Source organism: Methylobacterium sp. WL7 (genome assembly GCF_008040085.1).
In the GTDB taxonomy this organism is placed as follows: Bacteria; Pseudomonadota; Alphaproteobacteria; order Rhizobiales; family Beijerinckiaceae; genus Methylobacterium; species Methylobacterium mesophilicum.
In genome coordinates, this window is the sequence record NZ_VRVG01000018.1 from 36,987 (window position 1) to 62,731 (window position 25,745).

22 protein-coding genes are annotated in these 25,745 nt (G+C 65.3%); 16 read left to right on the forward strand and 6 right to left on the reverse strand.

The genetic code is table 11. The annotated features are described in order from the left end of the window. Positions 1-210: 210 nt before the first annotated feature. Entirely contained in the window at positions 211-3,945 is a 3,735-nt protein-coding gene (locus tag FV233_RS07565) for a CHASE domain-containing protein (RefSeq protein WP_187278071.1), read from the reverse strand. Between the two features lie 244 nt (positions 3,946-4,189). Next, positions 4,190-5,059 (reverse strand): response regulator, encoded by an 870-nt coding sequence (locus FV233_RS07570; RefSeq protein WP_147897106.1) that lies wholly within the window; start codon positions 5,057-5,059, stop codon positions 4,190-4,192. Between the two features lie 200 nt (positions 5,060-5,259). Here FV233_RS07570 and FV233_RS07575 point away from each other — a divergent pair, with 200 nt between their 5' ends. The 4 genes from FV233_RS07575 (at position 5,260) to FV233_RS07590 (ending at position 7,443) form a co-directional block, all read left to right on the forward strand. After that, the gene (locus FV233_RS07575; RefSeq protein WP_147897107.1) at positions 5,260-5,967 is read left to right on the forward strand and encodes a response regulator transcription factor; all 708 of its coding nucleotides are present in this window, start codon (positions 5,260-5,262) and stop codon (positions 5,965-5,967) included. 96 nt (positions 5,968-6,063) lie between these two features. Beyond that, a complete protein-coding gene (locus tag FV233_RS07580) occupies positions 6,064-6,309 on the forward strand; it encodes a hypothetical protein (protein WP_147897108.1) in 246 nt (81 codons plus the stop codon). Between the two features lie 30 nt (positions 6,310-6,339). Next, complete coding sequence (locus FV233_RS07585) at positions 6,340-6,702, forward strand: hypothetical protein (RefSeq protein ID WP_147897109.1); 363 nt, start codon at positions 6,340-6,342, stop codon at positions 6,700-6,702. Between the two features lie 360 nt (positions 6,703-7,062). Next, entirely contained in the window at positions 7,063-7,443 is a 381-nt protein-coding gene (locus FV233_RS07590; RefSeq protein ID WP_147853323.1) for a nuclear transport factor 2 family protein, read from the forward strand. A gap of 140 nt (positions 7,444-7,583) precedes the next feature. Here the strand turns inward: FV233_RS07590 and FV233_RS07595 are convergent, their stop codons facing one another. Continuing rightward, positions 7,584-8,408 (reverse strand): helix-turn-helix transcriptional regulator, encoded by an 825-nt coding sequence (locus FV233_RS07595; RefSeq protein WP_147853322.1) that lies wholly within the window; start codon positions 8,406-8,408, stop codon positions 7,584-7,586. A 99-nt stretch (positions 8,409-8,507) separates the two neighbouring features. Here FV233_RS07595 and FV233_RS07600 point away from each other — a divergent pair, with 99 nt between their 5' ends. Both FV233_RS07600 and FV233_RS07605 read left to right on the forward strand, forming a co-directional pair. After that, positions 8,508-9,410 (forward strand): SDR family oxidoreductase, encoded by a 903-nt coding sequence (locus FV233_RS07600; RefSeq protein WP_147853321.1) that lies wholly within the window; start codon positions 8,508-8,510, stop codon positions 9,408-9,410. 198 nt (positions 9,411-9,608) lie between these two features. Further along, positions 9,609-10,130, forward strand: a complete 522-nt coding sequence (locus FV233_RS07605) for a DUF1993 domain-containing protein (protein WP_147897110.1) — start codon at positions 9,609-9,611, stop codon at positions 10,128-10,130. A gap of 46 nt (positions 10,131-10,176) precedes the next feature. Here the strand turns inward: FV233_RS07605 and FV233_RS07610 are convergent, their stop codons facing one another. Continuing rightward, the gene (locus FV233_RS07610) at positions 10,177-11,079 is read right to left on the reverse strand and encodes a LysR family transcriptional regulator (RefSeq protein WP_147897111.1); all 903 of its coding nucleotides are present in this window, start codon (positions 11,077-11,079) and stop codon (positions 10,177-10,179) included. Between the two features lie 96 nt (positions 11,080-11,175). On the opposite strand from FV233_RS07610, the gene FV233_RS07615 reads away from it, so the two are divergent. The 10 genes from FV233_RS07615 to FV233_RS07660 all read left to right on the forward strand — a co-directional run bounded on the left by FV233_RS07615 (position 11,176) and on the right by FV233_RS07660 (position 23,245). After that, entirely contained in the window at positions 11,176-12,297 is a 1,122-nt protein-coding gene (locus FV233_RS07615) for an aldo/keto reductase (protein ID WP_147854088.1), read from the forward strand. Between the two features lie 545 nt (positions 12,298-12,842). Then, the gene (locus FV233_RS07620; RefSeq protein ID WP_147897112.1) at positions 12,843-14,360 is read left to right on the forward strand and encodes an FAD-dependent monooxygenase; all 1,518 of its coding nucleotides are present in this window, start codon (positions 12,843-12,845) and stop codon (positions 14,358-14,360) included. 440 nt (positions 14,361-14,800) lie between these two features. Then, on the forward strand, positions 14,801-15,370 hold the full coding sequence (locus FV233_RS07625; RefSeq protein WP_246689935.1) for a TetR/AcrR family transcriptional regulator: 570 nt from the start codon (positions 14,801-14,803) through the stop codon (positions 15,368-15,370). A 23-nt stretch (positions 15,371-15,393) separates the two neighbouring features. Continuing rightward, on the forward strand, positions 15,394-16,377 hold the full coding sequence (locus FV233_RS07630; protein ID WP_147897114.1) for an MDR family oxidoreductase: 984 nt from the start codon (positions 15,394-15,396) through the stop codon (positions 16,375-16,377). Positions 16,378-16,527: 150 nt separating this feature from the next. Next, a complete protein-coding gene (locus FV233_RS07635; protein WP_147897115.1) occupies positions 16,528-17,748 on the forward strand; it encodes an ABC transporter substrate-binding protein in 1,221 nt (406 codons plus the stop codon). 12 nt (positions 17,749-17,760) lie between these two features. Next, a complete protein-coding gene (locus FV233_RS07640; RefSeq protein WP_147897116.1) occupies positions 17,761-18,996 on the forward strand; it encodes an MFS transporter in 1,236 nt (411 codons plus the stop codon). Positions 18,997-19,016: 20 nt separating this feature from the next. Then, entirely contained in the window at positions 19,017-19,838 is an 822-nt protein-coding gene (locus FV233_RS07645) for an enoyl-CoA hydratase-related protein (protein ID WP_147897117.1), read from the forward strand. Further along, positions 19,835-21,283, forward strand: coding sequence for a fatty acid--CoA ligase family protein (locus FV233_RS07650; protein ID WP_147897118.1), 1,449 nt, complete (start codon positions 19,835-19,837; stop codon positions 21,281-21,283). The genes FV233_RS07645 and FV233_RS07650 overlap by 4 nt, the downstream gene beginning before the upstream one ends. A 113-nt stretch (positions 21,284-21,396) precedes the next feature. After that, positions 21,397-22,671, forward strand: a complete 1,275-nt coding sequence (gene soxC, locus FV233_RS07655) for a sulfite dehydrogenase (RefSeq protein WP_147897119.1) — start codon at positions 21,397-21,399, stop codon at positions 22,669-22,671. Then, the gene (locus tag FV233_RS07660; RefSeq protein ID WP_246689936.1) at positions 22,658-23,245 is read left to right on the forward strand and encodes a cytochrome c; all 588 of its coding nucleotides are present in this window, start codon (positions 22,658-22,660) and stop codon (positions 23,243-23,245) included. Before soxC ends, FV233_RS07660 begins: the two co-directional genes overlap by 14 nt. 237 nt (positions 23,246-23,482) lie before the next feature. On the opposite strand, the gene FV233_RS07665 is transcribed toward FV233_RS07660, so the two are convergent. Further along, positions 23,483-24,592 carry a M23 family metallopeptidase gene (locus tag FV233_RS07665; RefSeq protein WP_246689937.1) on the reverse strand — a complete coding sequence of 370 codons (1,110 nt, stop codon included), beginning with the start codon at positions 24,590-24,592 and terminating at the stop codon, positions 23,483-23,485. An 876-nt stretch (positions 24,593-25,468) separates the two neighbouring features. Continuing rightward, positions 25,469-25,745: hypothetical protein (locus FV233_RS30205; protein WP_187278072.1), on the reverse strand; the 277-nt coding region annotated here is incomplete at its 5' end.

The following is a 25,745-nucleotide window of genomic DNA, read 5'->3' on the forward strand; positions in this document are numbered from 1 at the left end:
TTTTTCGATGTCTGCTTTATAGACCTCAGCCCCGAAGCAGACTGGCCACTATCCACCCAACTCGGTCATTCCAGGGAGTCCGGTAGACGATCGGCGAACGGACGTTTCCGCCGCCCGACGCAGGGGCACGCACGAAGGAAAATCTGAACCAGCACTGTCCCCTCGGGTGCTCCCTCCGGTCTGGCGCTATGTTAGATCAATGGCCGCGGATCATCCCGTTCCGGCGATGGTGCGTCGGAGTTGCTCGGCGAGGATCACCGCGTCGTCCGACAGCAGCCGGACACGCTCCAGTAGGAACGCGAACACCTCGGACCCCTCCCGCTGCATCTGCTCCTCCTCGCAGCGCTCCAAGGCGTGGCAGGCGCCAGCCAGGTCCGTAAACCCCAGCATCCCCGTCGCCGACGACATGGAATGGGCGCGATGGCGTAGCCACGAGCGGGCGTCGGCCAAGGCGGCGTCGCCCTGGAAGCTCGTCCTGAGTTCCATGATCAGCAACCGAAGGATTTCCTCAAGCCGGCTCGGCTTGAGGCATCGTCCGACCGCCTCGTAGACCGAGCGGTCGAAGGGCGTCGGCGTCCGTCGATCAACCGGAGCGCCGGCCCCCGATGTTCCGGCGCCGAGCCACCGCTCGATTGTCTCGAACAGCGCACGCCGCTCGAAGGGCTTTCCGACATGGTCGTCCATGCCGGCGTCGCGGAAGGCGCGGACCTGCTCCGGCAGGACGTTCGCCGTCATCGCGATGATGGGTATCGTCGCCGTCGGCAATTTCGAATGCCGGATCGCACGCGTCGCCGACATGCCGTCCATGCCCGGCATCTGCACGTCCATCAGCACTAGGTCGAAGCCGCCGGCCGCGACCGCCGCGACCGCCGCCGCCCCGTCACCCACGACTTCGACCTCGTGGCCCTCTCCGGTCAGGACCGCCTTGGCGAGTTCCAGGTTGATGGGGGAGTCGTCCACGAGGAGTAGACGACCTTTCCTTCGGGCGATAACCGCTGCCGGGGACGCGACGTATCCGTCCGGCGCTTCGGCAAGGGGGAGCCGGACCTGGAACCAGAAGCTTGATCCGCGACCCGTGTCGGAGGCGACACCGATCTCGCCGCCCATCAACTCGACGAGGCGCTTGCTGATGGCGAGGCCGAGGCCCGTGCCGCCGTAGTCCCGACCGATGGAGCCGTCGACCTGGCTGAAGCGCTGGAAGAGGCGACGGCGCTTTTCCTCGGGGATGCCGATGCCGGTGTCCGTCACGCGCAGGCGCAGGCGCCGACCCGTCGGATCGTCCCCCTCGGACGTCACGTCGAGGGTGACAGCGCCTGCCTTGGTGAACTTGACCGCGTTGTTGAGCAAGTTGAGCAAAATCTGCCGAATTCGGCCTTCGTCGCCGAGCACCCATTCCGGCAGGTCGCCGGCAAGGTTCGTCCTGATCTGCAGCCCCTTCGCCTCCGCCTGTCCGCGTACGATGGCGGTGCAGGCGTCGAGGAGGGAGGACAGCGCGAAGGGCCGGGGCGAAAGCTCGACGGCGCCGGCCTCGACCTTCGAGAAGTCGAGGATGTCGTTGACGATGGCGAGGAGCGCGGCGCCGGACGATCCCACGAGCTTGGCGTGCCGGCGCAGGTCCGGGTCGAGCCGGTCCGAGGCCAGCATCAGGTCGGTGAAGCCGATGATGGCGTTCAGGGGCGTCCGGATCTCGTGGCTCATCGAGGCCAGGAAGTCCGTCTTGGCCTCGTTCGCCCTTTCGGCCTCGGCGCGTGCGGCCTCGGCCTGCGACTTGGCCTCGCCCACCGCGATCTCCGCCAGCTTGCGAGCGGTGACGTCGAGGGTAAGGCCGAGGACCTTTGACGTCCTGCCGTCGGCATCCGTCTCCACGCGTCCCATGGCCGAGATCCAGCGCAGGCCGCCTTCGGGCAGCGGGATGCGGAACTCGGTCGTGTAGCTCCCGCCGGTCTTCACCGCCGCGCCCAGGTCGGCGAGGACGTGCCCGACATCCGCCGGGTGGGCCAGCGGGCGCCACCCGCTCTCCACGTCGAGCTCGGTCTCGGCGTCCGGCAGGCCGTGCTGGCGCGCGCACTCCGCAGACATGAGGACGCGTCCGGTCGCGACGTCGTAGCTCCAGGTGCCGGCCTTGGCGGCCTTCATCTCGGCCTCGTGCCGGCGCCGCTCGGACAGGTCCATCGCGATGCCGAGGTAGCCGAGGTCGCGACCGTCCGCGGTGCGCAGGAGGCTGACGTTCAGCAACACCGGATGACGCTCCCCAGCCTTGGTGACGTAGGTCCACTCCGCGGTCTCGGACAGACCTCGCCGGGCCCGGGCCACGAACACCTCGAAGCCCGGCTCGATCCGCTCGCCGAACTCGCTCGACAGTTCGGCCGCACGGGTGGCGACCTCCCGCGGATCGTGGAACACGCCCGGTGTCGACGCACCAACGAGCTCCCCTGCGGCATAGCCGAGCATCCGCTCGGCCGCCGGATTGAACAGGCTGATGACGCCGTCGAGCCCCGTCGCGATGACGGCGTAGCCGGCATGCCGGAGGATCGCGTCCTGCCAAGCCGAGGAGGCCCTGAGTTGTGCCGTCCGCTCGGCGACTTGCAGTTCCAGCGAAGCATTGAGCGAGCGGATCTCTTCCTCGACCGCGACCTCCCGGGTGATGTCGCGAACGATCATCGCGACGCCAACCACGTCACCATCCCCCGATTTCATCGGCGAGACGGTTACGTGGACGGGGACCACGCTCCCGTCGCGGCGTAATCGCAGGGTCGAAAGCGGCGCTACGAGCTCGCCCCGCCTGACCCGTTCCAGGGTATCGCGCTCCTCGGCCGCAAGATGGGCTGGAACGATAAGATCCTGGGCGCGGCGTCCGATGGCCCCGGCGGCCGCGAAGCCGAAGAGCCGTTCGGCCGCGGGATTCCAGTCCGTGACGATGCCGTCGAGGGTCTTGCCGACGATGGCGTCCTCGGCGTTCTCGACGATGGCCGCGAGGCGGCTTCGCTCCACCCCGGTGAGCACCTCCCGCCGGCGCCCGGACAGCCTGAGGTAGACGATGCCCGAGATCATCAGCATCCCCGCGAGTACGGAGCTCCCGAGAAGGATCGGTGAGGTGAGGTTCAGGTGAGCCGCGAACGGAGGCAAGGCACGGATCTCGACCTCCCAGGTCCTCCCGAACACCGAAATGGACCTGCGCCGCACCAGCGCCGGGTCGACCGTGCCCGACACGCCTGACGTTCCGAAGAACCGCACGGTCGCTTCGGGGGTCGCGTCGGAGACGGCCATGTCGAGCTCGGCCGGGTCGAGGTCAAGACCCATGAGGACCTCGTCGATGACCAAGGGCGCATAGGCCCATCCGAACGTACGGGCGCGACGTTCGGCAGCCGTCCCGCCCGGCAAGTCGACCCGGGCTACCGGGAGGTAGAGCAGGAAGCCCCGCTCACGCATGCCGCTGGCCTGAACCAGGGTGATGGGCGCGGTCAGCGTCGCCCGACCGGTCTCCATTGCGGCGAGCGCGGCGCCGCGACGATGGTCCTCGGAGGCGACGTCGAGGCCGATGGCCTCGCGATTGCGCTCCATCGGCTCCACGTACTGGATCACGTAGCGCTCGCCGGGATGGAGCGTAATCTGGCGCATCGCGAAGTCCGGGGCGCCGTCGAGCCGGGCCGCCTTCAGGAAGGCGGCCTCGTCGGCCGCCCCGACGCGCCGAATGAACCCAAAGCCGCGAGCCCCGGGAAACTCATGGTCGATGTCGCGGGTCAGGCTGTAGTCCCTGAAGCGCTCCCGGGTGATCCCGTCCCGACCGGCGGCGACGATGGCCCCCCGGGCGCCCCGGAGCCCATACTCGTACTTCGCCATGCGGTCGGAGACCGCCGAGGCCACACGTGAGGCGGCGGCGTCGAGGCGCCCGGACGTCACGCCGGCATTGCGCGCCTCCATCCAGGCCGTGGTCGCGCATGCCATGACGAGGCCGAGGACGACCAGGACGGCGAATGCAACGTGCGGCGATGGGTACGCCGTTCGCGTGGGGAGAGCCCGATGCCTACCGAAGGTGGGTTCGCCGATTGCGCCTCGTGCTTCCAACCCGGCCATGGTCACACTCCCCCGACGCGTCGGCTTTTGCCGATCGCGTCCAACCCGCTTCCGTAGTCGTACACCGCCCCGTCATGCGAAGCGGCACGTTTCCATTCCGGCCGGATCACCCAGGTCAGGCGCTTTGCCACGACAGGGCCTGGAGACCCTTCCGACCGAAGCGAGCGTCGCCCGTGACCTCGCGCCCGATCCAGGGCGGAAGGTCGAATTCCTGAGTCTCGTGCCGCATCTCGACCTCCGCGATGACGATGCCGGCGAGGCGCCCCTGATAGACGTCGACGTCCCATGTGACCCCGGCATACGGAACGAGGTGACGCACCTTGACGACGGGCTCGTCGATCACGTCGGAGTCGAGCATGACCCGCGCCTGGCAGAGGGGGATCTCGTACTCGAACTCGGTCCGGGTCAGCCCCTCGCGAGGTCCCTTCACGGTGAGCCAGGCCCGCCCCTCGTCCTCGCGGACCCGGATCTTCACGCCGCGCAACTCGCCGAGCACCCCGTCGGTGAGCCGACGCCAACCGGTCACGCTTCCCATCCAGCCGTCATCCGTGACGAGGAACCTGCGCTCGATCTCAGCGTGGAGCGACCACGTCTCGGCCATCATCCGGGCGGCGGACGCGTCCATCGCGGTGCGGAGCGTCCCGACGACCTGTCCCATGGGATAGGGCTTGGACACGAAACGTGCGCCCGGCACCATCGACTGCGCGCGGATCGATTTGGCCGACGTGTAGACGACGGGCAGGTAGGGGCGCTGCGCCCGGGCCTCGACCGCCAGGAACAGGCCGTCGACGGAGCCCGGCATATGGACGTCGGTGACGAGCGCGTCGGCCCTCTCTCCCATGGCGAAGTATTCGAGGGCCGACAGGCCGTCCCCGTGTGCCATCGCGAAAAAGCCGGCCTTCGAGATCTCGGCCACGATGAGCCCGCGGGCGACCGGATCGTCCTCGGCGACGACGATGACGGGTTTTCTGGACGACATGGTCATGAAGGACGTCTCCGGCTCGCCGTGGGACCGATCCCGGAGAAATCCCGGGGCCGGGCCACGAATTCGATGCTAGAAAGGAAGCCTCGGCATAGCCATTAGTCCGGTTGAGCTGGAAATCCCCTCTCGATAGACCTGATGGTCTATTCCGTGGGAACTCGCCCCGGGCTCGATGGAGCGCTCGCGCGGAGGTCGTTGGATCGATGCCTGCCCTAGGCCAAGCGGTCATCGCCGATGACGACCCGTTCTTCCGCATGGCGCTGGCGGCGGTCCTGACGACGCAGCTCGGCTTCGAGGCGGTGCATGAGACCGGCTCACTCGACGAGGCCCTCGAAGCGCTTGCCGAGAAGCCCACGGTCCGGTTCGCGCTGTTCGACCTGTCGATGCCCGGCATGGCGGGAGCACAAAGCCTCTCGGCGGTGCGGGAATGCCATCCGGAGGTCCTGACCGTCGTCGTGTCCGGTTCGACGCGCCGGGAGGACGTCTTCATGGCCTTGCGCGCCGGCGTCCACGGCTTCGTCCCGAAGGGGCCGACGGTCGAGGCCCTGACCGAGGCCCTCCGCATGGTGCTCGCAGGTTTCGTCTACGTCCCTTCCTTCATCACCCGGGTGTGCCCGGACGACGTGGGGACGCCGGGACAGGATCCCGCCCGCGCCGCGCCCGTGCGGTTCGGCTCCGACCGAGCGGACCCGACGGCCGACCTCACCCCGCGCCAGCGCCAGGTCCTCGACCTCATCGTCGCCGGGCGGTCCAACAAGGAGATCGCAAGGACGCTCACCCTCGGGGAGGGGACCGTGAAGATCCACGTGGCGACCCTTCTCAAGGTGCTCGGCGTCCCGAACCGCTCCGCCGCGGCGGCGTGGGGCGGTGCCAATCTCCGCCAGGCGCGGGCATTCTCGGCGGCCCGATAGGCCACCCGGCCTACAGGGCCGCCCATACGGACGAGATGACGTCCCCGGCGGGTCCGTGCCCTAAGGCGAAGGTCGCCGTCACCGAGCCCGGAAGCAATGAGCCATCTCCTCATCCCACCCGCCATCGCCATGGCCGCAGCCGGCGTCGGCTTCGGCTTCGGCTTCTGGCCCGAGAAGCCCGCCTCGCCACCGCCACGGATGCCTGCCATCGCGATGATGGCAGTGCCGGTGATCTGGCCGACCGCCGTGTCGGAACCCGACTGGGCTGGGATGACGGCACGTGACGGCGGTGAACGAAGGGAAGTCCGCGTCGTCCTCCGGTCTCCCTACCAGGCTCGGTGACGCATGCCTCGATACGACGGAGCGCCCGCAATGGCCGACTGGCCCAAGGATCTCGACCGGACAACGCACGATCAGGTCACGAACCTCCTGGGCGCCATGCATGCCCGTCCGCTGCTGCTCATGCTGCGCGGGCTCGCTGCGGACTTGGCAGGGAATACCGACGGGTCGCTCGTTGGTCCGGACGGACTGGCGTCGATCCATCGACTGAAGTCGGAAGCGGGCTTGATGGGGTTCGCCCGCCTGTCCGCTGCCTGCGGAGCCTTCGACGACGTGCATGCCGGCCATGGCCCTGCCGGAAGTGCCATCCCGGAACTGCGTTCCGCAATCGCGTCGGCATTGCTGATAATGGACGACCTGACAGGCCCGGCCGACTTGGGGCAGGCATCGCGGTGAACCTGGTACGTTCCGGATTCAGACGCACGGCCGAAGGTTGGACCATAAGGCTCGGAGGCGATCCCCGGCCGGACAGGGACGGCGTCACGGAACTCGACCTTTCAGAGCCGAGACGAACGTTTGCAAAAGCGTGGCTGTTTCAGAAGATCCCGTGACTTTAAGCAGTCAGACTGCTCCCCACCCAACCCGGTCGTAAAACGGACGGACGGGTCTCGAACCAAAAATGACGTTGGTGGTGGCTTGTCAGATGCTCCAAAGCAGCAGTGCATAGCGCAGCGGTCTCGGTGGCTGACTGCGCGTGCTTCCACAGCATGCCGCTCGACGCTGGAGTTGAGCTGAAAGAGACGGGGGAGGTCTTCCATGAACGATCAGGAGATCAGACGCGCTCTCGACCGGCATTGGGCTGCCTCGGACGCTGACGATTTCGAGGAAGAGCACCAGATCTATCGCGACGACGCCGTGCTTGAATATCCTCAGTCCGGCGAGCGCATCAGCGGGCGGCGTAACATCCAGGCATCTCGTACGGTGCAACCCAACAAGAAACGGTTTGCTGTGCGACGAATCGTCGGTTCTGGAGATCTGTGGGTGACGGAGTACATGCTCTCATATGACGGCAAGCCGTCTTACACGGTGAGCATCATGGAGTTTCGTGACGGGGCGGTCGTCCGAGAAACGCAATATTTCGGTGATCCATTCGCTCCAGGAGACTCACGTTCGCAATGGGTTGAAAGGATTGGCTGACTTCGAGCCTCGAACTGGCAGCGAGAACCGCCGAGAAGCGCGGGTCCGCTTTCTGTATACGGTGCCCGATAGCAGACCAGGAGATAACCACTCGAATCCGACGCCCATTTGCATCCATGGGGGCGTTCGAATTTGGCCCCCTAAAGAGCTGACCCTACGAGCGTGCGGATCTGGTTCCGAACTTCCTGAGTAACAGGGTTGTAGACGATCATTCCGAGGTCGGGCCGGCCATCCACCGCAAAGGCGGAATACTCCAGATCGATCAATCCCAAGGTTGGGTGGCGTAGCCGCTTGATCCCATCTCCGTGTGAATGGACGTCGTTCTCCCGCCACAAGGCAGCAAACTCGGGACTGGTACGACAGAGTTCGTCTACGAGCTCGCCGACCTTGGACGTGGCGCCTGCCCGTACCGCGTCCGCCCGGAACGCACCGACCACGAAGCGGGCAACGCTTTCCCAGTCATGCTGCGCCGTCCGCACACGCGGGTCACCGAAGATGCGGCGAAGGATATTGCGCTCACCGGGAGGGAGCGCATCCCAGTCGGTGAGAACCACAGCAGCGGCGCGGTTCCAGGCGACCACGTCCCATGTCGCCGTCTTGACGATTGCAGGGCTGACCTCAAGCGTGTCGAGCAACCGCTGTAGGCGCGGCGTAATCCCCTCCATGGGCCTGTAGCGAACCTCCGGGGGGCGCCCGAGGGCAAGCATGAAGACGTGCTCTCGCTCGGGCTCGGTCAGCATCAGCCCGGCGGCGATGCGGTTCAGTACGTCTGCGGAAGGCGCCCCCCCGCGGCCTTGCTCCAGCCATGTGTACCAGGTGGCGCTGATGTTCGAACGCTGGGCGACCTCCTCCCGGCGCAGGCCCGGCGTCCGCCTGCGACCCGCGAACCCGAAGGCAGCCGGATCGAGCTTGGTCCGTCGATCCCGCAGGTAGACTCCCAGCGGAGTTTCGGAACTGGCAGGCATGGCGATCCTGTTGGTGACTATACCGGGATAAGGTCACTACTTTAACGGGATCGGTTGTGCGCTGATAGAGGCCGTCCAGACGACATCGGATTGCAACTCATGCGCATTTTCCTCACCGGCGCCACCGGCTTCATCGGCTCGGCGATCATCCCGGAACTAATCCGTTCCGGGCACCAGGTGCTCGGACTCACACGAACGGCCGCGGGCGCTCAGAAACTGATCGACGCCGGCGTCGAACCCCATCGTGGCGACCTCATGGACCTGGACAGCCTGCGCAGCGGCGCGACCCAGGCGGACGGGGTAATCCACACCGCGTTCGATCACGACGACTTCTCGAACTTCGTCGCCAACTGCGAGAAGGATAGGCGCGTCATCGAGACCCTGGGTTCCGCGCTGAAGGGATCGGATCGACCGCTCCTCATCACGTCCGGCACTGGTATGGGCAGCCCCACGGGGGGCGGACTGGCGACCGAGGACGTCTTCAATGTGGAGCACCCGAACCCCCGCATCGCTTCCGAAATGGCAGGCGCCGCGCTCTTGGAGGCTGGCGTCAACGTGTCGGTCGTGCGCCTACCGCAGGTACACGATACGGTGAAACAGGGGCTGATCACCTATCTGGTCGACTTTGCCCGCCGGAAAGGCGTCTCGGCCTATGTCGGTGACGGAGCCAGCCGCTGGCCAGCGGCTCCCGTTCTCGATGTCGCTCGCCTCTATGCACTCGCGTATGACAAGGGCGAGGCGGGTGCCCGGTACCACGCCGTCGCCGAGGAAGGTGTCGCCGCCCGCGACATGGCGGAGGCCATCGGTCGTGGATTGAAAGTGCCATCGGTCGCCCTGTCATCGGAGGCGGCGGCGGAGCATTTCGGATGGCTATCCGCGTTCGTGGGCCTCGATATGCCGGCGTCGAGCGTGCAGACACGGAACCGGCTTGGTTGGCAGCCGACCGGACAGGGGCTGATCTCCGACCTTGAGCGGATGGACTATTCGCGCCCCTCGAACTGAGCCGATGTCGTCTGCTTGCCGTCAGCCAAAACGACAAGCGGACGGTCATTTTTCGACCCAACCTAGCCGCCCGGACCCCTCCCGTCGCTTCTCCGAAGCGGCCGTTCGTCGGCGGTCTAGCGTCTTCGTTCGATGCACCCTTTTGCGGTGTGCGCCTTCTCACCGCGTCTTTTATAGCAGGTGCCTTAGGGAGCCCAGATGAGCATCAGCATCTACGACGTCAGCGTCCCCGTCTTCGTCAACGCGCTTCGCAACATGAGCATTTGGCTCGACAAGGCGGCATCGGAGAAGCCAGAAGCCGAGCTGCTCGTCCAGCGGCTGGCTCCCGACATGAAGCCTCTGCCTGCTCAGTATCTAATGGCATCCGACAGTGCGAAGAACGCGGTGGCACGGCTCGCCGGGATCGAAGCGCCCTCGATGCCCGACGTCGAGGCGACCTTCGCCGAACTCAAGGAGCGCTGCGCCAGGACGATCGCCTTCGTTGAAGGCATCGATCCGGCGGCGTTGGCCTCAGGCGCGAACCGGGAGGTGGAGCTGAAGTTCCCGAATGGCATGGGATACCGCTTCAGTGGGCAGGCCTATCTGACCAGCTTTGCGCTTCCGAACTTCTTCTTCCACGTGACAACAGCCTACGGGATCCTCCGCGGCGCTGGCGTGAGCCTCGGCAAGCCGGATTTTCTCCAGCATCTCGGGCCGCCGAACATTCACGCCGCGAAGTAGTCGCTCCAACTCCCCGCGGTCGGAGGAGCATTCGACCGTGTCCGACCTAAACAGGTCGTGCTTCAACCCAACGCACGGCGTCGATCAGGGCGCGGAGCGCCGGGGTAGCCTGCTGGCTCGGATGGTAGAGGTGGTAACCGGGGAAGGGCGTGCACCAGTCCGCCAGAACCTGCACGAGGTGGCCCGCCTGGATGTCGGCGGCCACATCCTCCTCCAGCATGTAGCCGAGCCCGGCACCGGCCCGCACGGCCGCCCCCCCAAGGGCCGCATCATTGACGGTGAGTTGCCCGCTTGCACGCACGCGCACGTCTTGGCCGTCGCGCGCGAACTCCCACGGCAGCAATCCACCCCCGCCGACCAGCCGGTAGTTGACGCAGTTGTGCGCCTCCAGGTCGGCAGGCGTCCCGGGCCGCGGATGGCGCGCGAAGTAGGCGGGTGTGCCGACCACCACCGTGCGCAGGTCCGGTCCCAGCCGCACCGCTACCATGTCGCGCTCCACCGTCTCGCCGAAGCGGATGCCGGCATCGAAACGGGCAGTGACGATGTCGGTGAGGCGGTCGTCGATGACGACCTCAACTGAGACGGCCGGATGATCGAGGAGGAAGCGCGGCAGGGCTGGGTCGAGCACTTGGCGCGCGGCCGAGGAAAAGGTCGTCAGCCGCAGCGAACCAGACGGCGCGCCGCGCCAGTCGGCAAGCGCTGCAAGCCCGCGCTCGACCTCCGCCAGCGCCGGAGCCAGCGAACGCACGAGCCGCTCGCCCGCCGGCGTCGGCGCGACGCTACGCGTGGTGCGCGCGAGCAGCCGGACCCCGAGCCGTTCCTCCAGCCCCCGCACGGCGTGGCTGAGCGCCGAGGGGGACAAGCCGAGCTCGGCCGCCGCCCGCGTGAAGCTGCGGGTGCGCGCGACCGCCGCGAAGGCCGCGAGATCATCGAGCGTGCCCCGTCGCATTCCTGAACTCCGCTCACAAGCCCTTGCCGATGTTTGGGGCTAATCGCCTACGAACGGCGGCTCTATCCTGTGGGGTATCAGCAGGGATATGCAACAATGGACCTCACGCATTACCGTACGCTCGGCCGCTCCGGCCTTGCGGTCAGTCCGCTCGCCCTCGGCACCATGACCTTCGGCACCGCGCGCTGGGGGCTGGACGAGGCCGGCAGCCGCGCCGTGTTCGATGCCTACCTGGAGCGGGGCGGCAATTTCATCGACACAGCCGATGTGTACGCGGGCGGTGAGGGCGAGGCGATGCTCGGCCGCTTCATCGGCGAGCGCGGCTTGCGCGACCGGATCGTCCTCGCGACGAAATCTGGCTTTGCCACGGGCAAGGGGCCGCACGCGGGCGGCAACGGCGCCAAGCATGTTCACGCGGCGCTGGAAGGCTCACTACGTCGCCTGCAGACCGATTACGTCGATCTCTACTGGGTGCACGTTTGGGACGGGATCACGCCGGCGGAGGAGCTGCTGGAGACCATGGCTGGTCTCGTGCGCGCCGGGAAGGTCCGGTACTGGGGTCTCTCGAACACGCCCGCGTGGTACGTCGCCAAGCTCGCGACGGTGGCCGCAATACGAGGCCTGCCGGGGCCGATCGCGTTGCAATACTTCTACGCGCTCGTGAACCGGGAGGTGGAGGACGAGCATGTCCCGCTCGCTGCCGAGTTCGGCATGGGCGTGGTGCCATGGTCGCCGCTCGCCTACGGGCTGTTGAGCGGCAAGTACGATCGCGTGACGGTTGAGGCTGCGGGTCCGCGGGCAGGCGGCCTGCCGAAGGATGCTGCTCAGTCGGGCGAGGCGCGCCCCGCCGACGACAAGCGTCTCGACGGGTCCAACCCGTTCGGAGACAGCCTATTCACGCCGCGCAACTGGGACATCGTCGAAGGTGTGCGCCGGGTGTCGGTGGCCATCGGGCAATCGCCGGCGCGCGTTGCGCTCGCTTGGGTGGTCGGACGATCGGGTGTCGCCTCGACGCTGATGGGGGTGAGCCGGCCGGAGCAGGTGGCCGACAACATCGCCGCGCTCGATCTCATGCTTTCCCCGGAGCATCGCGCCGCCCTGGATGCGGTCAGCGCACCGGTGGAGCCGCGTCTGATCTACGGCCTGTCCCGACCGTCGTTGCGGCAGGCCGTCGTGTTCGGCGGCGCGCAGGTTCAAGCCCCAAACGAGATGCTCTGAGGAAACCCCTTCCTCGCTCACTCGCTCTCGGGTGGAGCAAGTCACCGAAGGACAGTATTCCGCGTCGTGAGCTTTGGCCGCGAGGTCCGCTTTCAGCGACACGACGCCGAGAGCGGACCGGCAGCTTACCACCCAACCCAGCCATTCAAGGGCGCCCACCGACGGGACTGGAACTGGCCGTAAGCGGCTGGTCCGCTTCGGAGCAGACCGGCCGCAAAAGCGGACGAGCTCCTACCGACCCTAGCCAGACGGTGGACTAACGTTGTGCCGTACCCGCAAGCGGACCTTGTTGAGAACGCGGTTCTCCAACCTGCGCAGCGTGGCCATTGCAGCCTGTTTGCGGGCGCGCTATCCTGACGACGTCGGAAAAGGCAGACTTGGTTTGGTAAGCCCAAGTCCTTTCGGTGACGAAAGCTCTGGTCTTTGGCTCCGTGCCGCAGATCCCCACGACGAACGAAGGACGCCCTGGCGCGTCCGGCTGTTCGTCCGTGCGGGTCTCAGGTTCGGGAAACGCTCCGGTCGAACATCGACATCGGAGCCCAATAATGCCCGCATCAACGACGCTTTACGATACGATCATCGCTGGCGCAGGTCCCGTCGGCCTGTTCCTCGCCTGCGAGTTGTCGCTAGCCGGCTGCTCTGTCCTGGTCCTCGAACAGGCGCGCGATCCGTCCTCACCCTTGAAGCGTGCTCCGTTCGGGCTGCGTGGCCTCTCGGTCCCGACGATCGAAAGCCTCGACCGACGCGGTCTGCTGGGCGAGATTGAGGCCCGCGCGGCCACCCGCGCAACGCCGGGGACAGCGCATGGGATGAAGCAGCCGCGCCGTCCGGGCGGCCATTTTGCCGGCATCCAGTTTTTCCACGACCAGATCGACACCGCGCGCTGGCCACATCGCCTTCCCGGCCCGGTCAGCAACTTGGCTGCGGATATGGCGAGCATCGAAGGCGTGCTGGCCGCGCGCGTGCAGGCGTCGGGCGTAGAGCTCCTACGAGGCAGGGGTGTCGAGGGCTTCGCTCAGACGGATGAGGGCGTTGTCGTCCACGCAGGCGGTCAGGCGTTCCAAGGCCGCTGGCTCGTTGGCTGCGACGGCGCCCGCAGCGTGGTGCGCAAGGCGGCAGGCATCGGCTTTGAGGGCACCGAGCCTGAATTTACAGGGTACTCCATCCAAGCCGCTTTAGCCGGCGCGGACGCGCTCGCGCCCGGCCGCCACTACACCGCGGAGGGCATGTACCTGTTCACGCCGCCCGGCACGATCGCGATGGCCGACTTCGACGGGGGCGCCTTCCATCGCACCACGCCGATCACGCGCGAACACGTTGAGGCGGTCCTGCGCAGGATCTCGGGCGTCGATGTCACCGTGACCAAGCTCGAACTCGCCACCACCTGGACCGACCGCGCCTTTCAGGCGAGCGCGTATCGCACCGGCCGCGTGCTGCTAGCCGGCGACGCCGCTCACATCCATTCGCCGCTGGGTGGGCAGGGCCTCAACCTCGGACTCGGCGATGCGATGAACCTGGGCTGGAAACTCGCAGCCACGATCCGCGGTGATGCGCCGGCGGGCCTCCTCGACAGCTATGAGCGCGAACGGCATCCGGTCGGTGCACGCGTCCTCGACTGGTCGCGGGCCCAGGTCGCGCTGATGCGGCCGAGCCGAAGCTCGCGCGCGCTCGAAGCCATCATCCGCGACCTTATCCAGACCCCAGACGGCGCGACGTACTTCGCCGAGCGCGTGTGGGGCGTCTCAATCCGCTACGATCTCGGCGGCAGCCATCCGCTGACGGGGTGCAGCGTTCCCGATTTCGTGCTGAGCGACGGGCGGAGGGCCTGCAGCCCCTTGCGCGAAGGCAGGGGCTTGCTCTTGGACTTCGTTCCCGGTTCGCCGCTTCGGGCGCTAGCGGACCGACGAGCCGTAAGGATCGACTATGTCGCGGGGAACGTGCAGGACCGGCTGGGCTTGCAGGCCGTGCTGGTGCGGCCCGACGGGATCGTCGCCTGGGCAGGTGACACCGCGCCCGACGCGGCGGCCATCGGCCAAGCTATGACGCAATGGTTCGGCGCATGATTGAGGCTGGTGAACCTGCTTGAGCAATGTTGGCTTTGACGCAGGCTCCGCTCCGAAGCCGACGGACCGCAAACCACCCAACCCAGCTGTTCGGAGGCGCCCGCCGACGGGACCGGAACTGGCCGATAGCAGCACGTCCGCTTTGTGGCTTTGCACAGGTGGAAGCCGACACGCCGTTATCGACCTACCTTCGCTGCGAAAGCGTGTTCGGCCCTGGCCCTGGCCCGCCGCTGTAGCTCCGGAACAAGGCCTCAACCCTTCACGGCCCGTGCCCCGATTTCGCCGAACAGCTGGGCACGAGACAGATTCAGGACCTGTACTCATACGCCGTTGCATTTAATAATTAACCGGTCTATTTCTAAATCATGAAGCCCGAATCGGTCTCAGCAGTCACGGTACGTAAGAGGGGCCGCCCCCCGCGGCCGGAACCAGCCTACGGCATGTCGCGGGAGGCCTTGATCCGGGCCGGCGTCGCGCTTTTGTCGGAGAAGGGATACTCGGCTACCGGCCTCGAAGAGGTCTTACGCATCGCCGGTGTGCCGAAGGGTTCGTTCTACCACTACTTCGCGAGCAAGGACGTCTTCGGTGCCGAACTCGTCGACGCGTACGCGACCTATTTCGCGCGCAAGCTCGACCGTTGGTTGCTCGACGAAAGCACGGCCCCACTCCAGCGCATCAGGAACTTCGTCGCCGACGCGCGTGTCGGTATGGCGCGCTACGAGTTCCGCCGCGGCTGCGTAGTCGGCAATCTCGGGCAAGAGATGAGTGCCCTGCCGGAGCTTTTCCGGGACCGCCTACATGGGGTTCTGCTGGACTGGCAGACGCGGACGGAGCGCTGTCTCCGAGATGCTCAGTCCGCCGGTGAGATCGCGGCGGACGCGGATTGCACGGCGCTGGCGGCTTTCTTCTGGATCGGCTGGGAGGGCGCGGTCCTCCGCGCAAAACTCGAGCGCAGCCCTGAGCCCCTCGACCTCTTCGCCAACCTGTTCTTAGCCAATCTGGCGCGCTGAGCGCCCCCTGCGGAGTGCACCGTATGTTCAAGGCGATCGTGATTGAAAAGGACGAGGCTGGCTACCGTGCCGACTCGCGCGAGATCGACGAAGCGCAACTGCCTGAAGGCGACGTCACCGTCGATGTCGACTACTCGACGCTCAACTATAAAGATGGACTCGCGATTACCGGCAAGGGCCCGGTCGTGCGCAAGTTTCCGATGGTGCCGGGCATCGACTTCGCCGGCACCGTCCGCGAGTCTCGGAATCCCGACTACAAGACGGGTGATCAGGTCATCCTCAACGGCTGGGGCGTCGGCGAGACCCACTGGGGTGGGCTGGCACAGGTCACGCGCGTCAAGGGTGAATGGCTGGTCCCGCTGCCCGAGGCTTTCACGCCGCGCCGAGCGATGTCCATCGGCACCGCCGGCTACACTGCGATGCTGTGCGTGATCGCGCTCGAACGCCACGGCGTAAGCCCGGACAAGGGCGAGATCATCGTCACCGGCGCGGCTGGCGGCGTCGGCAGCACTGCGGTCGCCCTGCTGTCGCGGCTCGGCTATACCGTCGTGGCGGTAAGCGGACGTTCGGAGGAGGCCGACTACCTCCGCGGCCTCGGCGCAGCCGAGGTGCTCGACCGGGCGGCGTTCTCGCAGGCGGGCAAGCCGCTCGCCCGGGAGCGCTGGGCGGGCGCCGTAGACGTGGTCGGCAGCCACACCCTCGCGAACCTCTGTGCTGCCATGAAGTACCGCGGCGTCGTCACGGCCTGCGGTCTAGCGCAGGGCATGGACCTGCCGGCGAGTGTGGCCCCGTTCATCCTGCGTGGTGTCAGCCTGATCGGCATCGACAGCGTGATGTGCCCGCGGCCTGAGCGGCTTGAAGCCTGGGGCCGGCTTGTCCGTGACCTGGATCCGGCCAAGCTCGACGCAATCACGGACGAGATTGGCCTGACGGATGTCGTTGCTACCGCAGAACGCCTGATGGCGGGCCAGGTACGCGGCCGTATGGTCGTTGACGTCAATCGCTAGTGGTCTCGACCCGACGCGGCGGTTCGGCTGCTGGAATACCTGTCGAGAGTTCGAGGAAGATCTGAATACGATGATTTGACGACCAGCGCGGCGCCGCCGCCGGACTGACTAAAAAAACCGCAGTCCGATCATGACAATGGAGGAACGACCATGAAGGGTGTATTTACCCTGGCGATGCTATTCGGCGGCACGGCTGCTGCGTACGCCGATCCGCTGCCGACCTTTCGCATCGGCGTGCTGAACGACCAGTCCGGCCTCTACGCCGACATCGCTGGCCCCGGCTCGGTCGAGGCCGCGCGCATGGCCGTCGAAGACTTCAAGCCGGAGGACAAAGGCTTCCGCGTCGAGGTTCTCTCGGCCGACCACCAGAACAAGGCCGACGTCGGCGCAGCCATCGCGCGGCGCTGGTTTGACGTCGACCGCGTAGACGCCATCGTCGACGTGCCGACCTCGTCGGTAGCGCTCGCCGTGTCGAACATCGCCAGCGAAAAGGACAAAGCCTTCCTGATCGCCAGCGCCGGTTCCTCGGATCTGACCGGCAAGAACTGCACCCGCACGAACGTCCACTGGACCTACGACACTTGGGCGCTGGGCAACAGCACCGCGCGCGCGGTGATCAAGCAAGGCGGAAAATCTTGGTATTTTCTCACTACCGACTATGCCTTCGGCCACGCCCTCGAGCGTGACGCGACTGAAGCCGTGACGAAGGCCGGCGGCAAGTCCCTCGGGCACGTCCTCGCCCCGTTCCAGAGCACTGACTACTCCTCCTACCTGCTCCAGGCTCAGGGCAGTGGGGCGCAGGTCGTAGCGCTCGCCAACTCCGGCGGAGACACTATTAACGCCATCAAACAAGCCTCAGAGTTTGGACTTACAGATGGCGGCCAAAAGCTTGTGGCACTCCTGGCCTTCATCTCGGATATTCACTCGGTTGGCTTGAAGGTCGCCCACGGCCTTACCCTGACCGAGGCGTTCTACTGGGATCTCAACGACGGCACGCGCGCCTGGGCGAAACGGTTCGCGGCCCGCAGTGGCGGTCGCTATCCGACCATGAACCAGGCGGGCACTTATGCCTCGATGCTCCACTGGATGAAGGCAGTTGCCGCCATCGACAAGGACAAGGCGCATCACGGCACCGACGTTGTCGCGCAGATGAAGTTAATGCCGACCGACGACGCGCTGTTCGGGCACGGTTCGATTCGTGCCGACGGTCGTACCATCCACGACCTCTACCTGTTCCAGGTCAAGAGCCCGGCGGAATCGAAGGGTTCGTACGATTACTACAAGCTCCTCGATACCATCCCCGGTGACCAAGCGTTCCGGCCCATCGCCGACGGGGGCTGTTCCCTCGTTGCCCACACGGCCGCCAAGTAAGGCGCTGAGGCCATGGCGCTTCCTGACGTCGTCGACACCGCGGCTACCACCGGCAAACGGACAGCGATTGTGCTGCTGCTCCTCAGCGAGGTGGCCGCGATGGCGACGTGGTTCGCGACCACGGCCTCTATCGGGGCAATTCGCACGCATTGGCCTCTGAGCCCCTTCCAAGAGGCCCTGCTCACCAACAGTGTGCAGGCAGGATTCGTCGCCGGCACCCTGGTCAGTGCTCTGTTCGGCCTCGCCGACCGGTTTGACCTGCGCCGGCTGTTCTGCTGGTGCGCTGTAGTGGCGGGCTTTGCCAACTTGGCGATGCTGGCCTTCGAGCCGACTTCGCCGGTGGTGCCACTGCTGCGCTTCGTGACCGGAGCCTGCATGGCCGGCGTCTACCCAGTCGGCATGAAGATCGCCGCGACCTGGGCGGTGGGCGATTTAGGGCTGCTGATCGGCCTGCTGGTGGCCGCACTCACTCTCGGCTCGGCGCTGCCGCACCTCGTCGCCGCGTTCGGCCAGCTCGACTGGCACCTGCCCGTGTTCGGCGCAGCGTTGGGTGCGCTCCTGTCGGCGGCCCTGATTCGCTTTGTACGCCTCGGCCCGCTTCGGTCCGAGGCGCCGCCCCTGCGCCTGGAAAACGCGCTGGAGGCATGGCGTAACCGCGGCGTGCGGCTCGCCAACCTCGGCTACCTCGGCCACATGTGGGAGCTCTACGCGATGTGGGCGTGGATCGGCGCCTTCATGGCGGCGAGCTTTCGGGAACGCTACGGCAACGCTCCGCCATTCCCCCCAGAACTCGCATCCTTCGCCGTAGTGGCAGCTGGAGCATTTGGCGCCATGCTTGGTGGCTGGGCAGCGGACCGGTTCGGACGCACCCTGGTCACCGGCGCCTCGATGCTCGCCAGCGGCTGCTGCGCCATCGCGGTCGGCTTCCTATTCGGCGGCCCTGCCTGGGCGGTGCTGTCGGTGGGCGTGCTCTGGGGCGTGGCGGTGATCGCAGACTCGGCGCAGTTCTCCGCTGCGGTGAGCGAGCTCAGCGACCGCCGACTGATCGGCACGATGCTGACCGTCCAGACCTGCGTGGGCTTCCTGCTGACGCTCGTCAGCATCCAGCTCATCGCCTTCGCAGGCACCTACCTCGGCTGGCGTTTCGCCTTCGCGCTGCTCGCGATCGGGCCGTTCCTCGGGCTGGTCTCGATGCTGCGGTTGCGACGCCTTCCTGAGGCCGCGCGACTGGCCGGAGGACGCAAGTGACAACGAGAGGGAATCCGTCAATGGCCTTCACGACAATCACTTACGAGACGCTCGCGCCGGTGGCCCGGATCACGCTGAATCGTCCGGAGCGAACCAACGCGATCAGTGCGACCATGCTCGACGAACTCGCGCTGGCGATGGACGCGGCAGAGGCCGACGCTGCGGTGCGCGTCGTGATCGTGCGCGGGGCCGGGACGGCTTTCTCTTCGGGCTTTGATCTCAAGGACCAGATGGCGTTGCGCCCCGAGGGCGTGAGCCAATGGCGCCCGATCCTGCGCAAGGACTTCGACGTGCCGATGCGCTTCTGGCACTGCCCGAAGCCGACGATCGCGGCGGTGCGCGGCCCGTGCCTCGCGGGTGCCTGCGAGCTGGCGTTGGCCTGCGACCTGACCGTGGCGGCCGAGGACGCCTTCTTTGGCGAGCCGGAGCTGAAGTTTGGGGCCGGCATCGTCGTGATGATCCTGCCGTGGATCGTCGGTCCGAAGGTGGCCAAAGAGATCATCCTGACGGGTGAAGACCGGATCCCAGCGCGTCGAGCCTACGAGATCGGCATGGTCAATCGGGTAGTCCCCACCGCGGATCTCGACGACAGCGCGATGCATCTCGCCCGGCACATCGCAGCGATCGACCCAAACCTCGTCAAGGAGACAAAGCGGGCGATCAACCGGTCGATCGAGGCGCGCGGTATGCTGGAGTCCCTGGAAACGGCCCTCGACATCGACCTGCTGATCGAGGGCGAAGGGTCGCCTGACAAGCGGGCCTTCATGGACATCGCCCGATCTCAAGGCCTCAAGGCCGCGCTGGCATGGCGCGACAGTCGATTCCCGGGAGTCAGGACATGACCGGGGCGCTCGCAAAGATTATGCGCGAGGGGCTCGCCCTCCCGGGCTGCCGGATAGACGAGCACTCTGGTCCTGGGATGTCGAGGTCGGAGATCGCCGCGCATGCGGACCTTGTGGAAGGATCTCTGCGCGAGGCGGGCGTACGCCCGCATGATCCCGTGCATGTGGCTATCGGCAACCGAGCCCTGGATCTTGGGACGCTGCTCGGCGTCTGGCAGGCGGGGGCCGTCGCGGTGCCCATTCATCGGAACGCCGCACCGCTCACTCGCGCAGCTGTCGAACGGGCGACGCGCGCCCGATTGCTGATCGACGGGCTAATCTTGGATACGATCGCGGATGAGGACCCGCCGGAGCGAACACTTCTCGACGGGGCCGCGCTCGTGGTCTTCACCTCGGGCAGCACCGGCGCGCCGAAGGGCGTGGTGCTCGGGCACGACGCGCTGGCGCGCAAGCTCGCGGTCCTCGATCATCTGCTGGGCTTCCGCCCGGACGATGTGGTCGTCGTTCCGCTCCAGCTGACCTTCATCTTTGGGATTTGGGCGAGCCTCCTGGCGATCCGCTCAGGGGCGACCCTCGTCCTCGTCCAGAAGTTCACGCACGCGACGCTCGCGAGTCAGTTCGCCGCAGGGGCGACCGTGCTCGCCGCGGTGCCGACCATGCTGCGGGCCTTGCTCGCCGATGGCGCTCCGCCGGGTCCCCAGCTCCGGGCGGTTCTCACCGGCGGCGAGGCCCTCAGCCCGTCTCTTGCTCAGGCGGTCTGCGGCAGCTGGCCGGAGGTCGAGCTCGTCGACCTCTACGGCTCGACTGAGACCGGCTCCTGCGATTTTCACCATCGGTCGGGTGCCGCGAGCGAAGCGGGCTCCATTGGCACACCGACCGAGGGCGTGTCGTTCCGCATCGTCCGGGACGATGGCACACCGGCATCTGAGGGCGAAGTGGGCGAGCTGCGGATTCGCACCGTGTGCGGCATGCACGGCTACCTCGACAACGCCGAGCTGACCGAGTCCTCATTCGAGGCGGACCACTTCAGAACGGGTGATCTCGCACGCCTGCGCCCGGACGGTCAGGTCGAGATCGTCGGACGCTCGAAGGAGATCATCTCGCGCGGCGGTAACAAGATCTCGCCACTGGAGATCGAGAACGCCCTCTGCGCGCATCCCGACGTCGCTGCAGCCCTGTGCGCTGGCGTTCCTAACGAGCGCCTCGGCGAGGCAATCCACGCGGTCGTCGTACTCAAGCCTGGGCTTGCGCTGACGGTGGATGAACTCTGGCGCTGGGCGTCGGCTAACCTCGAACGCTACAAGGTGCCGGACGTGATCGTCTTCAGTGACATGCTGCCATCTGGCGCGACCGGTAAGGCGAGCCGGGCAATGGTCAGTACGCTCACACTGGTGTCCACCGATACTTCGACAACCAGCATGCCTCGCCTGCCGCTGGGCGTTTGAGCATCACATGCTCAAACGCATTCCAATCTAAACCGAAAACGGAGGAAACGATGCCGGTCCAGCATGCTCCCTCGCCCCTGCCCGAGGACGAGGCATGTCCCTGTCGCGAGGGCATGTTCGCGACCCGCGACGCCGACCGACGCCGCTTTCTCTTCGCCGCCGGTTCCGGCATCGCCGCAGCCCTCTCGGCGGGTCCGACTCTGGCCGACGACGCAGTCCCGGCCGGCGCCCGCCATTTCGATGTACCCGATGACCCGACCAAAGAGCAGGGCCGCCCCGTCGCTGCGGATGGCGGATATGGATCACGCTCTCAGTTCGAGAAGGCCGTACGGGTGCGCTACCCGACGCCCAACGAGCACACGTCCTGGTCCTTGACCCCACTCGCCGCGCTTGTCGGAAACATCACGCCCTCTGGGCTGCACTTCGAGCGGCACCATGGCGGCATCCCAACCATCGATCCCGACCACCACAGCCTCGTCGTCCACGGCTTGGTCGGCACCCCGAAGCGGTTCAGCATGGACGACCTTCGGCGGCTGCCGTCCGTGACGCGCAAGCACTTCATCGAGTGCTCTGGCAACGGTTTGACCGAGTGGAAGAAGCCGACGCTCAAGAACGTCCAGGGCACGCATGGACTGCTCAGCACGTCGGAGTGGACCGGCGTGCTCTTCTCGACGTTGGCCCGCGAGGTCGGCCTGCAGGAGGAAGGCGTATGGGTTCTCGCCGAAGGTGCGGACGCAGCCGTGATGACCCGCTCCATCCCAATGGAGAAACTACTCAAGGACGGGATCATCGCCTATGGCCAGAACGGTGAGGCTATCCGACCCGAGCAGGGCTACCCCATGCGCCTGCTACTGCCCGGCTACGAGGGTAACACCCACATTAAATGGCTGCGCCGACTGGAGGTCAGCGACAAACCTTTTATGACTCGCGAGGAGACCTCGAAGTACACGGATTTGATGGGGGACGGCCGCGCACGTCTTTTCTCGCTCGATATGGACGCGAAGTCGGTCATTACCTTCCCGTCCGGCGAAATGCGTCTGCCTGGTCCTGGCATTTACAATGTCACGGGCTTTGCCTGGTCGGGACGTGGGCGCGTACAGGCGGTTGATGTCTCTCTCGATGCGGGCAAGACTTGGTATCCAGCTTACCTCGGCTCCACGCCGGAGCCGATGTGCACGGTGCGTTTCACCTTCCCATGGACCTGGGACGGCACGCCCACCGTGCTACAGAGCCGGTGCTTGGACGAGACCGGCTACGTCCAGCCGACACGCCAGCAGCTGCTTGCCATCCGCGGCGATCACGGCCCATCCGCCTCGATTTACCACCTGAATGCGATCCAGAGTTGGTCCATCGCGAGCACCGGGGAGGTAAGCAATGTTCATGCGTGATCGCGAATATGGCGTCGATTCGAAAGCCGTAGCCCTATTGGTCTTAGCCCTCCTCGCAACACCTGCGGCGTCCCAGACAGCGGCTGATACCCGGCTCGGCGTCGGCAAGCCGATCACCGAAGCCGAACTCGGATCGTACTTCTCGATCCCACCGAGCGGGAAGGGAATGCCGTTGGGGCACGGTAGCCCCCAGGAAGGCGCTATAGTCTTTCAAGAGCACTGCGCAGCATGTCACGGCGACAAGCTTCAAGGCAACATGGCTCCGGGCATCGGTGCAGACCGATTGATCGGTGGCCGCGGTAGTCTTGCGACAGACAATCCTATCAAGACAACTGAAAGTTACTGGCCATATGCCACGACGCTGTTCGACTACGTCAAGCGGGCGATGCCGTTCAATGCGCCAGGCTCACTCACCGATGACCAAGTCTACGCAGTCGTCGCTTACATCCTATCGGAAGGACACATCATCTCGCATGATGAGACGTTGAACGCGACCAGCCTGCCAAAGGTGAAAATGCCCAACCGCGATGGGTTCATCCCTGATCCTCGGCCGGAACTGAGCCTATATCGATAAGACGCAATTATGCGGCTGCACCGCTTCCGAGCAACGACAAAGTGACTTAATATTATTCTCAGCGATGTCTGCTTATTGAATACTGGAACCTGCGCTTTCGTGTCCGGATTGGGCACGATCCCGCAGCTATGCGACCGCTCGTGACCCTTCGGCGTATAGAGCACTGTCCAAGTTATCTGAAACTGTCATCCGTGTTGCGCTACGAGCGACACAGTAAGCATCTTAATATCATGACTGCTACGGCTTGTTTTGCTTCGACAACGGCGTCCCCCAATCGACGATTGAGAGGTCGAGCGGTAGGGCTTTGTGCATTGCCGATGGTGGCGTTTTCATAGCTAGGCGCAGCGGTGAGCCAGTCGCCTCAGCGTCATTAAAGCCAGCAGTCCCTCCATCGACCGTAGCTGGAATGGTAAGGATCTCGAACACGTAAGGCAAACCGTCCGCGAGAAGTCCGTTCGGACCATCCATAACGTGCAAGTGAAGATGTGGCGCTTGGCTGTTGCCGCTGTTGCCAACCTTGCCAAGGAGGTCACCGCGTTTGACATGATCGCCGACGGCTGGGCCGACACTTCCGGGCTTGAGATGGGCGTATAGAACGAACGCTCCGCTAGCGATGTTCATGATAATGAAGTTACCGTCCGCTTCGCCGATCGGCAGATTTGACGGCAGCGCGCCTGGTGTTTGATCAGGCAAGTCGTTGCGCGAACCAACCACCGTGCCGTCCGCCACGGCCAGCACCGGCTCTCCGTAGATGCGGTAGCTCTTTACGTCCTTCAGATCACCGCGCACGATCCGGTGCTCGTCATCAATCTTTTCCCAGTCGATTGCGTAACGCTGTGCCAAGCGAAACGCCCCGTTGAGTGGCAGGAGGGCTCGGACATGTCGAACTGAATCGCAGCAGCCATCCCCGACGACGTAGCCACTGCCGTGCAGCGGCGCCGCGAGGACAGGCAAAACTTGATCGATGACCGGGGTTCTCGCGATCTGCATCGACAGATCGGCCTTCAGAGGCTCGGCGAATCCTTCGACGTCGTGAACGAGCGTCTCAGGAATACGCTCGCCCGCCTGCAGGGTGAGATGAAGAAAGACGATCCCGAACTGATAAGCTCCCAGCGACGCCGTCGCGTTTCCCCGACGACCACCAAGCGACAATCGCTCACCGATCGCTTCCCGATCGAGCGCCAGGAGCGGCCGTTTTGAGCTACCGTCCATCACGACAAGACGCTTGAGGTCGAACCGCCCATCCAGCACATTCGAGAGGCGTAGTTCGTAGACTAGGTGATTGAGGCCATCCGACATGGGAACGACGCGTGGAGTTGTCAGTGCATCGGCAATGAGTGGTGTCATGACGGGCACCGTAGAGGCGGCCGGTTGTGCGGTTTCGGCGGCTTGCACCGATCCGCAAAACAGAGGGGCGATAATGGCTACAGCGTGGGCAGGAGGCAGGGAGCGCATGAAAATCCTCTAAGCTGCGGTAGCCGCTCAGCACGCCACAGCGGCCGTTTGAACGAAATAAGAGAAGCCGGAACGGTTTTACTGATACCTGGATTTCGAGCAGATCACCTGGAAACTGGAAACCGCGCGAACACGACGTTTGTTTGCAATGGCACGACGACCATCGGTCCGGACCTCCAGCGTGGTGAATGTCGCCGGGCGAGATCACTTATCACTTTGGACTAGTCGCCGTTCACTCAACCTTGCGACGCGAGCGCTCGAGGATGCTAACGTCCAGATCTGGCCGTAAGCGGTTCGTCCGCTTCGAAGATGCGCCACTGAAAAAGCGGACGAACCTCATTCGACCGCTGTTGTCGAAAATCTCAGGCCCTGAAGCGGCATTCATGAGATAATTTACTGCAGTCGAGAGAGAATCAATCAAAAGCTTAAATAATAGATTTTGGCGTCTTAGTCTATTATTACTCGCCAAGTATCCGCCCACTCGCCGCCTACTTGCTTGGCGCCATTGACTGATTTTGCGAGGTAATCGACCTACGATTGGCGCTGGCCCCGTTTTATGTTTCGACAGGCCGCACCTCCGTCGATCCCGAAATGATGAGCTTTTGAATTATGGCCAACTTAGAACTGAAGGCCGACATACCGCCAGCCTGGAGGGGTTGAGCTGGAGCGTTCGAGACGCGGCAGCACGTCGTGGATCAACCGAATCCGCTCTTGGCCTAGCGCGGCTCACCACGCCACTGCGCGTCGTGTGCGCCAAATTGCGTGGCCTCACGCCGACGGGGCCGCCGCGCGGGCGTCGCGCTGACCTCTGACCAGCCAGATCCGGATCACCCAAACGGCTCGAATGAGCACGGCTGCCGCATAGGCGAGGCTGATCGCGATCAAAGCCATACCGATCAGCGTATTCCCCGCATCGTCGTACTTCAGCGAGTCTATCAGCGGCAGGAACATCACGTAGGAATGCGAAAATGCAAGCAGGCCAAATAACGACCCGGCCAGGATGATCAGGAACGTGCCGGCAATCCAACCATCCAGTTCACCCATA